The organism is Bradyrhizobium sp. CCBAU 45384, assembly GCF_028128665.1.
Lineage (GTDB): Bacteria > Pseudomonadota > Alphaproteobacteria > Rhizobiales > Xanthobacteraceae > Bradyrhizobium > Bradyrhizobium manausense.
Window position 1 is genome coordinate 89,761 of record NZ_LBIZ01000109.1, and the last position, 15,024, is coordinate 104,784.

Annotated in this window: 13 protein-coding genes and 1 pseudogene; 8 read left to right on the forward strand and 6 right to left on the reverse strand. The window is 57.8% G+C overall.

What is annotated here, in order from left to right:
• Nucleotides 1-69: 69 nt before the first annotated feature.
• Nucleotides 70-426 (forward strand): annotated as a pseudogene (locus XH80_RS44045) ((2Fe-2S) ferredoxin domain-containing protein).
• Nucleotides 427-868: 442 nt separating this feature from the next.
• Here XH80_RS44045 and XH80_RS20085 read toward each other — a convergent pair.
• Nucleotides 869-1,612 (reverse strand): OmpW/AlkL family protein, encoded by a 744-nt coding sequence (locus XH80_RS20085; RefSeq protein WP_442869158.1) that lies wholly within the window; start codon nt 1,610-1,612, stop codon nt 869-871.
• A gap of 542 nt (nt 1,613-2,154) precedes the next feature.
• A complete protein-coding gene (locus tag XH80_RS20090) occupies nt 2,155-2,475 on the reverse strand; it encodes an arsenate reductase family protein (RefSeq protein ID WP_271600056.1) in 321 nt (106 codons plus the stop codon).
• A gap of 572 nt (nt 2,476-3,047) precedes the next feature.
• On the opposite strand from XH80_RS20090, the gene nifH reads away from it, so the two are divergent.
• The 7 genes from nifH to XH80_RS20125 all read left to right on the forward strand — a co-directional run bounded on the left by nifH (nt 3,048) and on the right by XH80_RS20125 (nt 9,737).
• Nucleotides 3,048-3,932, forward strand: coding sequence for a nitrogenase iron protein (gene nifH, locus XH80_RS20095; RefSeq protein ID WP_271600172.1), 885 nt, complete (start codon nt 3,048-3,050; stop codon nt 3,930-3,932).
• A gap of 146 nt (nt 3,933-4,078) precedes the next feature.
• Complete coding sequence (locus XH80_RS20100) at nt 4,079-4,855, forward strand: nitrogen fixation protein NifQ (RefSeq protein ID WP_271600057.1); 777 nt, start codon at nt 4,079-4,081, stop codon at nt 4,853-4,855.
• Between the two features lie 485 nt (nt 4,856-5,340).
• On the forward strand, nt 5,341-5,478 hold the full coding sequence (locus tag XH80_RS20105) for a hypothetical protein (RefSeq protein ID WP_271600058.1): 138 nt from the start codon (nt 5,341-5,343) through the stop codon (nt 5,476-5,478).
• 252 nt (nt 5,479-5,730) lie between these two features.
• Nucleotides 5,731-6,072 (forward strand): nitrogenase stabilizing/protective protein NifW, encoded by a 342-nt coding sequence (gene nifW / locus XH80_RS20110; protein WP_271600059.1) that lies wholly within the window; start codon nt 5,731-5,733, stop codon nt 6,070-6,072.
• A 901-nt stretch (nt 6,073-6,973) separates the two neighbouring features.
• Nucleotides 6,974-8,083, forward strand: a complete 1,110-nt coding sequence (locus tag XH80_RS20115; protein WP_271600060.1) for an electron transfer flavoprotein subunit alpha/FixB family protein — start codon at nt 6,974-6,976, stop codon at nt 8,081-8,083.
• Nucleotides 8,084-8,094: 11 nt separating this feature from the next.
• On the forward strand, nt 8,095-9,402 hold the full coding sequence (locus XH80_RS20120; protein ID WP_271600061.1) for an FAD-dependent oxidoreductase: 1,308 nt from the start codon (nt 8,095-8,097) through the stop codon (nt 9,400-9,402).
• Between the two features lie 38 nt (nt 9,403-9,440).
• The gene (locus XH80_RS20125) at nt 9,441-9,737 is read left to right on the forward strand and encodes a ferredoxin family protein (RefSeq protein WP_271600062.1); all 297 of its coding nucleotides are present in this window, start codon (nt 9,441-9,443) and stop codon (nt 9,735-9,737) included.
• A gap of 230 nt (nt 9,738-9,967) precedes the next feature.
• On the opposite strand, the gene XH80_RS20130 is transcribed toward XH80_RS20125, so the two are convergent.
• The 4 genes from XH80_RS20130 to modC all read right to left on the reverse strand — a co-directional run bounded on the left by XH80_RS20130 (nt 9,968) and on the right by modC (nt 13,317).
• The gene (locus tag XH80_RS20130; protein ID WP_271600063.1) at nt 9,968-10,516 is read right to left on the reverse strand and encodes a carboxymuconolactone decarboxylase family protein; all 549 of its coding nucleotides are present in this window, start codon (nt 10,514-10,516) and stop codon (nt 9,968-9,970) included.
• A 6-nt stretch (nt 10,517-10,522) separates the two neighbouring features.
• On the reverse strand, nt 10,523-11,077 hold the full coding sequence (locus XH80_RS20135; RefSeq protein WP_271600064.1) for a peroxiredoxin: 555 nt from the start codon (nt 11,075-11,077) through the stop codon (nt 10,523-10,525).
• A gap of 564 nt (nt 11,078-11,641) precedes the next feature.
• Nucleotides 11,642-11,893, reverse strand: coding sequence for a DUF2478 domain-containing protein (locus XH80_RS44050; RefSeq protein WP_442868660.1), 252 nt, complete (start codon nt 11,891-11,893; stop codon nt 11,642-11,644).
• A gap of 269 nt (nt 11,894-12,162) precedes the next feature.
• Entirely contained in the window at nt 12,163-13,317 is a 1,155-nt protein-coding gene (gene modC, locus XH80_RS20140; RefSeq protein WP_271600065.1) for a molybdenum ABC transporter ATP-binding protein, read from the reverse strand.
• Between the last annotated feature and the right edge of the window lie 1,707 nt (nt 13,318-15,024).

Genomic DNA, 15,024 nt, shown 5'->3' on the forward strand with positions numbered 1-15,024 from the left:
AGGGGAGTGGGGATCAGTCCTGTCCCATCGCACAATCGAGCGTTCAATCGTTAGACGTTGTGGCCGACCATGTGCTCGCACCTCATCCCTTCAGATGAAGTAATCTCCCTCAGCTCCTATCGGAATCATGTTTTCGGGTGCAACACGCAGCGTCCGCCAAGCATCCCCACGGCAGTTGCGGCGCTTCCGGCGCAGGGTCCCTGGGATCGAATGGGCGAGGCGATCGAAGCGCAAGGTCTCAACGATGTTGGCTTCGCGACAGCGGGCCGCCTTGGCTTTTGCACCTCTGGTCCCTTGCTGGTGGTCTATTCCGGCGCCGTCTGGTATCGGGCGAGTACGCCTGAGGACGGTGACGAGATCGTCAACTCCCACCTCAAGCGGGGCAAACGTGTCGATCGCTTTGTGATGGTGCTCAAGCGAGGCTAGAGGCGTCGCTTGCGGCCACTTGCGCTGGCTGGCAAGGATGAACGGCTTGTTCGTCCATGCCGGCCGTTGGGAAACTCAGATCGTCTGAGGTTAACCGGGCACCTTGCACTCAGGAGTCCGTTGACAGCAGGTCATTGAGCTTGGCGCGGCGTACCGCTTCTATAAAGCCAAAATTGTAAAGTGGCTCCGCTGCACCGCGCGACGAAACAGGCATAGGACCATATGCCGTGTCGATGTTTGTGTACTGTCACTCGCGTGCGGCGCGATCCGTAAGTCGCAGCGGGCACAATGCTGCGAATGAATCCCTCTCTTGCGAGCTGACGCGTCATTGACGCGTCAGCCGGCTTCCTGCCACAGGGCGGTGACAGTAGGAGATGCGCTCGATGGGCTCGCTGCGTCCGAGTTGATCAAACGCAGTCTCCTTTATGACCCCGTTCTTTCGTCAGAACTTGTAAGCGACGCCGCCGCTGACGAGCCATGGATCGATATTTGCGCGGCCGGTGACGGCAATCGCATTGTTTATTGTCGCCGAGTACTCCGGCCGCAGCCACAGCTTCTTCACGTCGAAGTTGAGGCCCCAGTGACGATCAAGCATGTAATCGAAGCCGAATTGGATTGCAGCGCCGAATTTGTTTCTGAGGTGTAGCTCGGTGACGGTAAGGCCGGCGAGCGACGTGTTCGCCACCGATTGGTTGAACAATACAGTGTAGTTGATGCCAACCCCGAGATAGGGCTTAAGCCGCCCAAAATCGGTGAAGTGATATTGCAGGGTCAGTGTAGGCGGCAACAGCCAGGTGTTTCCGATATCAAGCCCAGTGAGCGCGCCATTGCCGCTGATGTGATGTCTGGTCACGCCGAGAATGAGTTCAGCGGCCAAGTTATTTGTGAAGAAATAGGTGATGTCCAGCTCTGGTATGACTTGATCGCTGATCGAAAGCCCAGAACTTGGTGATGAGAGCGATGGCGTCCGGGAAACGTTGACCAAACTGCCTGCGGTATCCGGCAAAACGCCGAGCACGCGCAGGCGGATCATCCATGGGTTGCGGGGTTCAATTGGAGGCGCTGTATAGTAGACCGGCGCCGGAGCCAGATCCGCACTACGTGCCGAGTTGCTGGCCAACGGGGTCGCTAGCGCGAGGACCGATGCTGTCGCCAAAACTGTTCTTGCTCTCATCGAATTCTCCATTCCAAAAAGTCGCACGAGAAGCCGCGCAAGGTCTCTGTCACACATTGCGACTGCCGGTGGATTTGATATCGATCAAAATGAGAGCGGCGGCTTGCGCAATCATCTTGGTAAGTTGCATTAGGATCACGCCCACGAAGCGTGGTGATCTGTTCTGATCTTTAGTCTATCCAAGAGGTCGTCTGAGCCAAGGCTCTTGAAGCAGCTGCCTCTCGGCTTGGTGCTCTGATCCAATCCAAGACGCGGAAGTCATGCGTCACAAAGCAACAACTGCGGAAAACCCTCTCACGTCGCGAAGGCGGAAGGGCGGCATTCAAGCGCAATATTGGCGATGCCTCCGTACGGAGTAGGCACCTGCGCGGGCCGCCTCTGCAAGGGCCCACTCTGTTACTACTCGTGCAAGCCGCCAGTGGAGCACGTCATTATTGGCATAGCAAACGCTCAACGTTTGCTTACGTCTGCCGGCAACGCGTGCGGTTTGTTCCTTGCAAGCATCCATCGAGCTCATCGTGAGTCTTGCGGCCAAGGAACGACAGCATGAGCTCCTAATCGAGCTCGCCACGTCGTGCCGCGTCTACGTCAATCAGCGGTCGTCGTGTCAGGAGCGGATCGCCAGCGATCAGTGCGAGTGCGTTTGCAACATCGACGGAATAGAGGGTGACTTCGCCTGACCTGGTACGCGGCGCGGCTCGGTTGAAGCAGGCGTCGAGGGGCATATTGCGGAAGAAGCTGGGCAATTCGTCGGCATGCCATCGCCCCGTCAGGATGTCCTCGACGACCAGGTCGTTGCCCGCGGATTGAGGCGCTTGAATCTGACGCGCATTTGTGGCGCAACCGGGCTTCCGATAGAAGATGATTGTCGCCACGGCAAACCGATCTACGCGTTGTGAGATGAACGGGTGGCACGGCGCCGCTGCATCCGGCGGCTCATTTGAAATGCCTGCTGATCATCTCCAATATCAGCGCACCAGGCGCCGTACCGTAGTTGCAACCCTCGCTCCGGGTCCGCCAGGTTTCGAGCCCGACCGGCGTGTTCATTCTCCTCAAATCGCCCGTCTCGTCAGAGGAGCGGCAAGTTCCGTTCCACAACTGAGACATCGGAATAGGTGCAGTCAATTCGGTTTTTGGCGCTGATGTTTGGGGTTGTTTGTTCGATGTCCGACAGCTGCGCAGATTCTGTCAGATCCAAAACGGCCAACGATCACGCACCAGCTGATTGGCATTTGGAAACGTAATCAGAAGCTTAAGCCACGCATCAAGCGTTGGCACGGCCGTTGCTAATAAGCGGCAGCAACACTGAGTGAGGGCTGAGTGCAGGCCGACGCGTAAGGCGAGCGATGCGCTCCTTCCCTTCAACCCGTGTGCCCCCGCTTCTGCGAGGGAAACAACCTCGCGCGAGAAGCGCGAGCTTTTGGATAATCGGTTGATGGAGAGCAACATGGCTTCACTAAGACAAATCGCGTTCTACGGGAAGGGCGGTATCGGCAAGTCCACCACTTCGCAGAACACGCTGGCGGCGCTAGCCGAGCTGGGTCAGAAAATCCTGATTGTAGGGTGCGATCCTAAAGCGGACTCGACCCGCCTCATTCTACACGCCAAGGCTCAAGACACGATTTTGAGCCTCGCCGCGAGCGCCGGCAGTGTGGAGGACCTAGAGCTCGAGGACGTAATGAAGGTCGGTTACAAAGACATTCGCTGCGTGGAGTCCGGTGGTCCAGAGCCAGGTGTCGGCTGCGCCGGCCGTGGTGTCATCACGTCGATCAATTTCCTGGAAGAGAACGGCGCCTACGAGAACATTGACTATGTCTCATACGATGTGCTTGGCGATGTCGTTTGCGGTGGCTTCGCGATGCCAATCCGCGAGAACAAGGCGCAGGAGATCTACATCGTGATGTCTGGTGAAATGATGGCGATGTATGCCGCAAACAACATTTCCAAGGGGATCTTGAAATACGCTAACTCTGGTGGGGTGCGGCTCGGCGGTCTGATCTGCAACGAGCGGCAGACCGACAAGGAACTTGAACTGGCGGAAGCCTTGGCCAAGAAGCTAGGGACTCAGCTGATCTACTTCGTGCCCCGCGACAACGTGGTGCAGCATGCAGAGCTACGCCGCATGACGGTGCTTGAGTATGCACCGGATTCCAAGCAGGCCGATCACTATCGGAAGCTCGCGGCCAAGGTTCACAATAATGGCGGCAAAGGCATCATCCCGACCCCGATCTCTATGGATGAGCTCGAGGACATGCTGATGGAGCATGGCATTATGAAGCCCGTGGATGAATCAGTCATCGGCAAGACTGCCGCCGAACTCGCAGCCTCGTAAGGGCCACGAGCCGCGGCCTTGTAAAGGCGCGCGACAGATGCCGGTCTCCCTCACCCTCCCCCGGGAGACCGGCATCCTGACAAAAGACGGTCGCCAAAACCACGGTGCGCCGTGACAAACCTAGCATTGTGAAGACCCACGGAGTTATGTCCGAGCCGCACGTCTTTCCGTTCGTGGCTGCTTGTGCTGTTGACGCTATCAGCCGGTCGCATAGGGGAATTACAACCTACCGTCTGCTCACCGGTAGGCATCCTGCAGATGCCGATATCGCAATAGAAAGAAATCTCGATCGCCATGTTCTGGCGTCTATCCTAGCCGCTGCCACGATGGATGGTGGCTCTCTTCTTGAGAGGGTTGGCCTATCCGGCGCTGAATTGGCGGCCTTGCTGGAGCGGTACTTTCCCTCAACCGAGATCAAGGCCGCGGAGCAGGCCTCGCCTTTCAGGTGGGAAGACGACGAGGAGATCGCAATGCTTCGCGATCTGTTGCTCAATCAACGCTCGACCGAGGGCGATATCGGCCGCTGGCTGGCCGCGATGATCGCGCGCCGCGCCATTGAGCCGGACCATCTCTGGGAAGCTCTGGGTTTGCGCAATCGTGGCGAACTCTCGCTGCTGCTGGGCCGGCATTTCGCGCCGCTCGCCGCGCGCAATGTCAATAATATGCGTTGGAAGCGCTTCTTCTACCGCATGCTTTGCGAGAATGAAGGCCTTGGGATGTGCACGACACCCGTGTGCACTCAATGTGACGACTTCAACATCTGCTTCGGTGAAGAAAGCGGCGAGAGCCGGATGGCCGAACGCCGGCGCGATTTGCTGTTGCAGGCTGCAGCCTGGCCGAATGTAGCCAGCGGCCGGATATTGGAAATGCCAGGAGAGTCCGCGGCCGCACCGTCATCCGAGAAGGCCTTGCCGGATTTGTAGGCCGTCCGGTGGTAGGAGGGCGTGGGTGAAGCCATTTGGATGCGAGCGGATGGCCATGGGTTCAAAGCGGCAGGATCGAGTGCCCCGCTACAATTCTCAGATCCCGGTGCGCCGCAACGAACCCGTCGTAGGGTAGCACGTTCCGTTTCATGGCGCTGTCGCATTTGCGACAATCCATTTGCTGAAGACGATCAAAAAATGGCGTTAGCTTCTTCAATGGGTGGACTGTTACGGCCGGCTGGCATGCTTGTTGCTGGAGTGTCGGCAGTTCAATCTATGAGGAGCTTCCAAGTGGTTGCCGCCAGCACCGTCGCCAAATCGGCTTGGTCCGATACAACCGTGCGCCAATCTACCGCGGTAAACCAGACGCCACTACGCCCTGCCCAGCAGGCACGTGGTGTTGCGTTCGCCGACGAGGAGAAGCTGGCGATTGCGCGGCCGCCGGCGTGGGGCGGAGCAAAAAGACTGCGGCGGAAACACCGTCCATGGGCAACAAAGACATCGCTACATCCACGCCATCATCAAAGCGGATCTTTCGCTCGCCATCACGGGCTGGTGCGCGGACGCCGGAAGCCGGTCCCGACGTGGCGATCGAAGCAAAGGTGGCCACGATCAATACGTGATCCCAACCTACGATATCCATGCCGGCTCCAAGCTGTGTGGTCATCAGGACTTAGGGGGAATGGGCGAATTAAGTACTAGGATATTCCGGAGGGCGAACATGAGCTCGTCGTCAATGATGAGAACTCCCTCCGCGCCATCACCGAGTTCTCATCAGATTGATAGCCCCGCGAAAGCCGCGCGCGCGTCGCTTTAGTATTTCAGACCCGCTCAGTGGGGGCGCTGTTTAGAACTAATCCGAAGGAGAATGTTCGATGACCAACTCATCACCAGGAGCGGATATCTTGAATCAACTTGGAAAGGCCGCATCGGCAGAGGAATTTTTTTTGCTGCTTGGGGTCGAGTACGACCCCAAGATCGTGGATGTCGCGCGCCTTCACATTCTAAAGCGCATGGGACAATACTTCGCCCAGGAGCATTTTGCTGGTGCCGCAGAGCTGGAAATCAGAGCTCGATGCAAAGCCATGTTGGAACAGGCCTATGCAGATTTCGTAGCATCGTCACCGATCCAGGAGCGAGTGTTCAAGGTTTTGAAGGATGCCGTCGCAGACTCTAGGAAACCTGCGGCCTTTGTCCCTTTGAGCGAGTTGAAGTGACTTAGCGTTCCACTGTAAACGGAATCTGCCCGACGGAGCCGCGGCGCTCCGTGAATGCGAGCGTTCTATTCTCCGGGGCAAGTCTCTGCGGCCACCACCCCAGCAACGACTGTCGCATTCCCGGCCATGTCTGAATTGTCTTGTTCGTGACTACGACATCAGCAGCTGTTTGGAGTGTCGCGCAAGCCATTACTTCCCACCGACTTTCAATCGTCTTTGCAACTGGTACGACACTTGCCTGATGTCCTGCTGATCCGATCATCGATGCCGACAGATGGTAGCGTCGGCGATGATTTTGAAGGAGGAGCCATGATGCTGCTGTTACTGCCTGCCGAGCCGCCCTGCGCCGTCGTATCGAGGCGCACGATCCCGGCAGGTCCCTTCCCAACGGTCTCTGAAGCGGTCGCAGTTTCGTAGCGACGGTGAGATGGTGGTCAATGAATAAGTGTCCCCTTCGCGCTGCTCCTGTGGCGGGTATGCACAGCATCCGCATCGAATCGGCTCCCGATTCCGCTCGGATTTGTCTTCATCTCTTCGGAGATAGAAACGACGCCACGAAGAGCGGTAGCATCGGCCCATACGGACTGCTAGCGCAGGAGGCGTGGCGAACGGACTCATCAACCGGGCCTGGGAGCGGCCGGTTGGAATCAGCACGGCGTCCTGGCCAGCCGCGGTGGCGCTCGTCGAACCTGGCGCGCAAGGGGTCAGTTTGCAAGATCTCTCCAAATCCGACCGAACGGGTACGTCTATTGCGACGACACGTGTTGTTGTACGACCGGTGCGAGCACACAAGCGGGCAGACCAGCCAGCCACTTGCTGACCAAAAGTGAACTTCAGTTAACGAGAGCGAAAAAAGCAAACCGTGGCGCGGGTGCGCCTATCGTTGAGAGGAATTTAGACTATGAGCAACGTCAGCAGAAAGGCCATGCCACCCGGGGCCGGGCGCGGTGCAGCCAAAAAAGAACTGCCGGAGCACTTCAAGTCCTACAAGCACGTCTGGGTCTTCGTCGAGCTGGAGCGTGGCCAAGTGCATCCCGTTTCCTGGGAGCTCATGGGGGCGGGGCGCGGCCTTGCTGACAAGCTAAAGGTGAATCTTGCGGCCGTCGTTATCGGTCCGGAGGGGCAGCATACACGTAATGCAGCACTTGAAGCCTTTTGCTATGGCGCCGATCTAGCCTATCTCGTGAGCGACAACGTTTTGTCGGATTACCGCAACGAATCCTATACCAAAGCGCTTACCGAACTCGTCAACACTTACAAGCCCGAGATATTGCTGTTGGGTGCGACGACGCTCGGCCGTGATCTCGCAGGTTCCGTGGCGACGACTCTGTCGACGGGGCTCACTGCCGACTGCACCGCGCTGGACGTGGACGCCGATGGTTCACTTGCGGCGACGCGTCCAACCTTTGGCGGCTCGCTGCTCTGCACAATCTATACTCTGAATTATCGTCCGCAGATGGCCACTGTCCGCCCGCGGGTGATGCCGATGCCCGAACGGGTTGTGCGCGATCCCGCTCGTATCATCGTTCATCCGCTCGGCCTTGTCGAAGACGATATAGTTACAAAAGTATTGTCGTTCCTACCCGACCGCGATGCAGAAACGTCCAATCTTGCCTATGCCGATGTGGTGGTTGCGGGCGGGCTGGGGCTGGGATCGCCTGAGAATTTTCGCTTGGTGCGCGAGCTCGCAACTCTGCTTGGCGCTGAATATGGCTGCTCGCGTCCTCTCGTGCAAAAAGGGTGGGTTACGCCTGACCGGCAAATCGGCCAGACGGGCAAGACCATCCGGCCGAAACTCTATATTGCCGCGGGCATTTCCGGTGCGATCCAGCACCGAGTTGGCGTCGAGGGCGCGGATCTGATCGTGGCCGTCAATACTGATAAGAACGCTCCGATCTTGGACTTCGCCCACCTCGCGATCGTCAGTGATGCCATGCAATTGCTACCGGCGCTGACGGCGGCATTTCGAGCGCGGCTTTTGCCAGATTCGCGCGCCAGGATTGCGGTCTAGAGGAGATACTGATGATTGAAGAAAGATTCGATGCGATTGTGGTCGGAGCCGGTATGGCCGGCAATGCGGCGGCATTGACGATGGCCAAACACGGTATGAAGGTGCTGCAGCTCGAGCGAGGCGAATATCCGGGATCGAAGAATGTGCAGGGGGCCATCCTCTATGCCGACATGGCGGAAAAGCTGGTCCCCCAGTTCCGTGAGGAGGCGCCGCTCGAACGTCACGTGATCGAACAGCGCTTCTGGATGATGGATGATCGTTCCCATGTCGGCATGCACTACCGTTCGGAGGACTTCAACGAGGAGCGGCCGAACCGCTACACGATTATACGTGCCCAGTTCGACAAATGGTTTTCTTCCAAGGTGCGGGAGGCTGGCGCGATCGTGCTGTGCGAGACGACCGTCACAGAGCTCGTGCAGGACGACCGTAAAAGAATCATCGGTGTTCGTACAGATCGCCGAGACGGGGAAATACATGCCGACGTCGTCGTTCTGGCCGAAGGCGTCAATGGCCTGCTCGGCACGCGTGCGGGCCTACGCGCGCGTCCGACACCCGATAGCGTTGCGCTCGCCGTGAAGGAAATGCATTTCTTGCCTCGAGAGACCATTGAAGCGCGCTTCAACCTCGAGGGCGATGAAGGCGTCGTGATCGAGGCTGCCGGTACGATTTCCCGCGGCATGACTGGGATGGGTTTCATCTACGCCAATAAAGAGTGCATTTCGCTCGGCATCGGTTGCCTCGTCGCCGACTTCCAGCGCACGGGCCAAACGCCGTACGGCCTGCTCGATCAATTCAAGAGGCACCCCTCTGTGGCGCCCCTGATAGCAGGGTCGGAAGTAAAGGAATATTCGGCACATCTCATTCCCGAAGGCGGTTACAAATCCATCCCGCAGCTTTATGGGGAAGGCTGGGTCGTAGTGGGCGATGCGGCCCAGCTTAACAATGCCATTCATCGCGAGGGCTCAAATCTCGCGATGACCTCCGGCCGTATCGCCGCCGAAGCGATCGGTCTGATCAAATCGCGCGGTAAGCCGATGACTGCAGAAAATCTGTCAGTCTACAAGAAGATGCTGGACGACTCCTTCGTCATCAAAGATCTGAAGAAGTACAAGGATTTGCCACCCCTCTTGCATACCCACTCCCAAAATTTCTTTCTTACCTATCCGCAGCTTATCTCCAAGGCGATGCATAACTTCGTGCGCGTCGATGGTACGCCCAAGGCTGAGAAGGAGAAGGCGAGCCTGAAATCCTTTGTCAAGGCGCGGTCATGGTCAGGTCTGGTCGGTGATGCTTGTCGTCTTGCCCGGGCCTGGCGCTGACCGCAACAGTGTGAAGCCCAACAAAAAAAGGAAAAAGCATGAATGTCGAACCCTCCGTGCGCGTCGAAGACAAGCTTTATTACAACCGTTATCTTGTCGACGTCGGTCATCCTCACGTCAGGATACGCGCGCATAAGACGCCATCGCCGCAGCTCCTCGCACTTTTGAAGGCCTGCCCCGCGCGATGCTACGAGCTCAACAATGACGGCCAAGTCGAGATAGCAGTTGACGGCTGCATCGAGTGCGGTACCTGCCGCGTGATCGCCGAGCCGACCGGCGACATCCAATGGAGCCATCCGCGTGGCGGATATGGCGTTCTGTTCAAGTTTGGTTGATGAAAGGTCGCCGGGCAGGTGTGGGACCAACGTTAGGCGTCATCTCACCGTATCCGTGGCGCGTTCACCGTCCGTTGGGTGGCGAGGAATATTCGAGCAAGACACGCGTCATGGGAACGCTGCGCAAGGCATGACTTGCAGATATCACACTCGTTCGAAAGCCGCAAAGGGTTGGTTGTGGCGCCACTGAGTAGCGTCACAATGCCCTGGAGCGAATGGCAGAGGAAAGATCAGTCTCCTGCCCGAGGGGAGACAGGCCCAGCGGCCTCGATTGCAATCGCCACTGACTGTATGATCGCAGCAAAGCGCACGGCGGTCTGGATGGCTTCCGAATTGACGCCTGCGGCTTTCAGTGTCTTCTCATGGGCATCGATGCATACACCGCAGCCGTTTATGGAGGAGACAGCAAGCGACCAGAGCTCGAAATCGGCCTTGTCCACGCCGGGATTGGCGATCACGTCTATACGCAGCCGCGGCGGCATCGTCTTGTATTCCGGGTTGGAAGCGAGGTGAGCGAAGCGGTAGTAGACGTTGTTCATTACGACTACAGACGCCGCAGCTTTCGCTGCAGCGATCGCTACAGGTGTCATCACGGTGGAGGCTGCAGATTCGGCCGCGGCAATCAGATCTGAATTGCGGGTGGCAATCGCGCTCGCCACCAGCACCCCGTATTTTCGTTGCGGCGAAAGCGTCTCATCGGTCACCAAGGAGGTCAAGTTAAGCCTGACATCCTCCGCAAAATCGGGAATCCTGTCGTATAATTGTTCGATCGACGACATGCGGCGTCAAGCAACTTTCAATGTTTCGCCGCCGATTTCGCGGTTGCAGGGACAGAGCTCGTCCGTTTGCAGTGCGTCCAGGACGCGGAGTGTGTCCTTAGGACTGCGCCCCACGCTGAGATTCGTCGCATAGACGTGCTGGATCGTGTTTTGGGGGTCAACAATGAAGGTGTAACGATAGGCAACCCCTTCGGGCGAACGCACACCAAGACCATCGACGAGCATTCCCTTTGTGTCGGCAAACTGCCAGATTGGTAGATTGTGCAGGTCGACATGGGCGCGCCGCCAAGCGAGCTTGCAGAACTCGTTGTCGGTCGATCCACCCAGTACAATCGCATCGCGGTCAGCGAATTCCTTGGAAAGGCGGGCAAACTCAGCGATCTCCGTCGGGCAGACGAAGGTAAAGTCCTTGGGATAGAAGAAGATGATCTTCCATTTTTCCGGAAAGCTCATTTCGGTCAGCGTCTCAAATGCACTCTGTCCTTCTTGTTCGTGCGCTTGAAAACCGGGCTTCACGCCTGTGATTTCGAACGGCGGCAACTGACTTCCAATTCCGAGCATGCTGTCCTCACACATTTTGGGTTTTTGGATCGTGACCTCACTGGTGGAGCAAACTATATGCCACCCCTTCTTAGGACGGGAATGGGCGCGACAAGATGAGCCCAGCGGCTTGTTTACAGGCATATTCGCGCGCTTGGTGCCTCGATCCCGCTAAGCCGACGGTCACCTGGAGCATCTGCGCTCGCACAACGCGTTGGGGCCACCCTGAGAAACACTCCCTACGCCTGCAGACGAATGCCTACGATCGCGGTGGCTTTGAGCTCGACACAAGAGCGCAGGCTGGGCGGTTGGCGCGGACACGGCAGCCAGTCCTGAACCGTAGCAATTTCGTTCTCGACCGATGGCACTGCAGAGGCGACTAGGGATTGACGTCGGCTTGGGCCATTTAGCGGACGAAGCCGGTTGAACTGCGACCTTTCGCCATCGAAGGTCCACAATCGGCGCGTTCGCAGGGCATCGAGGTGGCCAGGAGCCAACGCCCGAGCTAAAGGTGGTTGCCGGAGATGGCCAGCGATTCCGATGAATGATTTCCGAGCCGACGTCTCGGCAGCCTCAATGTCACCTTCAAGTGGTCCGGTATCGTTGTGACCAATAATCGCAGCTGCTGCGCGCCGCCGCTTGAGATATGGAACCACTGCTGCTGCAAAAGTGGACGATCACACGACGGCGGCGTGTCAACGTTCGTGGTGAGGCTCGCCAGCCGGCAAGGCATGTTTTCGAAACGTCTGCTAGGACTGGTACGCCTCGGGTTATCGTAACGAATTCGGCGCGAAGGCCCCACCCAGCTGCTTCTCGTTGTTCGGCGAATTTGCCGATCTCGAGGCTCGGCGCCGAGTGGTTGGGAAACCTAGATCTTGTCCCGTCGCAACGTCGATTGCGAGCGCAATGTGTGCGCCATGTTCTCGCCTCGCGTGTCGCTGCGCCTGCGGCCGACGCCTACGCCCTGCTGCGCGACGTCGTGAGCGAATTCGGCCAGTACCTATCGACATCGTCTTTTGGAAGGTAGAGAACTGCCCACGAGGCTATTCGGATCTATTTCATCAAGATTACGGCCAAGATCTTGTTGGTATTTTTCAAGCATCTTGTCATATCTGTCGAAGGTTCTCATTCGGATGCGGCGGGCGTTGCAAGCAACCGCTCGGGAGCCCGAGCGGAACGGCGCGCGCGACCTCCGCGAATACTTCCGCTCCAATGCTGAGCCGTAGCACATCAAAGGAGCGGCGCGTGATGCGTGCCAAGAGCGGCACGCTAGAACGGCCGGTTTCAAGGCTCAGAACCAGGGTGACCTCGGCCTCGCCGTGCGGCAGGGAGGCTGTTATGCGTGCTCGAAATACATTGAGGATAGAGCTTCCGCGCGGGCGTTCGCACGCAATGCTGACGTCGTCGGCAGCAATGCGCAGCCGCAGCTGCGCGCCCGGTCTAAGCGGCACTCCAGGTACCCGAAGGCGCGCAGCCTTGAAGCGGAGCATGATCAGCCCATAGCGGCAGTCATAACCGCCGACCACCGTATCAAGACAGACTGCCGCGTCGCCGCGCCCGGCAAGCGCCGGCTCGCCCTGAACGACATTGAGCGGACCGGCCCCCGTCACGGCGCCATCTTTCATCATGACGAGCTGATCGGCAATACGCTCGATATCGGCCATGTCATGGCTTATGAAGATCATTGGCAGTGGGAGTGTTTGCCGCATGCGCTCGAGAAATGGCAAGATCTCGCATTTGGCGGCGCGGTCGCGCACAAGAAGTGGATCGTCCAGCAAGAGTAACCGAGGCTGGCCTAACAGCGCGCTGCCAAGGGCAAGTCGCTGTCGCTCGATCGCGGAAAGATGTGATGGCGAACGCTCGAGCAGTGGGGCCAAGGAGAGCAATTCGACCACGCCATCAAAATCGATTAGTGTCGGTTCCGATTTTGACGCGTTGTATAAAAGGGTGCGTCGTACAGACAATTGAGAGGAGAGAATCGGTGGCTGGAAGACATATGCGACGCGACGCATATGAGGTGGTCGAAACGTCGTCTCATCCTGCCAAATCTCCCCATCAATCGCACAGAATCCATTTGGTAGACGCTGCACGCCAGCGATGCAGCGCGCGAGTGTAGTTTTACCGCACCCCGGGGGACCAAAAAACGCTGTGACACCTTTGGCGGGTAGGCTGAATTGCGTATCCAGCGGAATGCCTGCGGGAGAGCCGTTGAAGGCAACTTCAATATAGCCCTTTTTAGCTTCTCTGATGAACCTGCGCATGTGCTGTATCGTTTCATCTGTGTCACGACCCCGGTGGCTGCAATGGAGGTGATCGCCAAGTCATCGCCATGCCTCCGACGATCCATTCTATTCCGCTCCAGCACGCTTTTTTCAGCTTGCGTGAGGACCATAAGGTGGGAGAGCGGACCGCAGATCGGTGACAAGACCTCAGTCTTGTTGAGCATCTCCGAGCCGCTAGGCTCGTGGCAATGGGACGCTGTCCGGTGCACTAGCCATCGAGAGGTAAGCGTCTTTCCAGCCGCGCGAGGTTGTCAGTCTCCTTGGCGGGCCGAGAGCTTCTGCTGAATGTTCGAATGGCGCGGCTTGAGACGTGTGCCGGCAAAGATGTCGGATCACGTCAAGGCTGAATACCGGCTTCGGGACGGAAATCGACCTCAAGCATCTCAGATTTTCGCGAGCCGATTTGAAGTTTGCCCAGGTCCCCATAATCGTGGCCTTTGCATTCTCAGGTGCGAGCAGCATCAAAGCCAGATCAATCAGGATGAATCGAATAAGCCTCATTGGAACCCCGGTCCGCCGCCACCGCTTCCTTCGCGGCAACTGGCTGATCCTCGCCCAGCAATCCGTGTGCCGTTTCAACGAATATCTGGCCGACTAGTGGCAGGGCAGGCTTTGTATCGGTGTCCGCCCAGCGTCTTAAATTGCTGCATCTTATTGTAAGACTTTGGACGTTCGCGTCACTAACCGCACATGTAGGAGCTACGAGATGGCACCCGAAGATGATACGATGCCTCTCGCAGACGGCATGATGCTTGCGCGTTTAAAGTGCTTGAATCGACCGTAGCGTCAGGTTGTAGGCATTGCGAAGCAAAACGCCGTATCGGGAGCTAACATCGGCACACATGCGCTAAACGGCCGGTCCCTGTTGCATCCCGGTCTTCGGAATGAGTGTTGCGAACTGCGGGACGATGATTCGGGCCCCCTAATCATTGCGTCGGCCCGGGACAGCGAGCCAGTGGCTGCCGAGGCGCTCCAATCCGGTAAACGTATCCCCTCGCCGGGCAAGAAAAGTAGTGAAGCATATGCGGATTAAGAGAGGTGTGTTGAATCAGGGACGACGAATGGGCTGGACTTGCAACGCGCATCGCTGCGCGGCCGCCCTCGCTGCGATCGCGATCGCAGCGACGTGGTTCACAGCACACGCTCGCGCGCGAGATCGTCGCGCCGAGGACGTCTTGGCGTCGTGCAAACCAGACCTGATCCGCTTCTGTGACCGCTTTACAGGCCGTAGCGATGTTGACGTGGCTTTTTTTTGTCTTAAGGATAATTTCAAAAATTTGCGCCGCGAATGCCGACGCATGGTGCCAACCGCCGCGGACGGAAACGACGGACCGAGAGAATCTCTGAACAGGCGTCCCGTAGGCCTTCATCGAGAGTGAGGGCCGCATTTGCGAACTCGGACGATAGTGAGATGTTCGGACTGACTGGCGCTGGGGTTCGGCCAGCGTGGTGGCTGAAAGGCGATCGGGCTGGGGCATCAACCTGCCGAGGTACAGATCAACTATCTGAGGATTGATCCGTGAATCGCTCGGCCTCGATCAGCGATAGACAGTGCGCCCACTCGTGTTACGAGGTGGTAGTGCGCCCCGAATTTCGATTTCGTCCTGCAGCATTTGTGCTTTATTTAGCGCTGCAGCATTCGGCGACTTCGAGGCATTCGTCAGAAGGCTATCGGTTCGCTGTAAG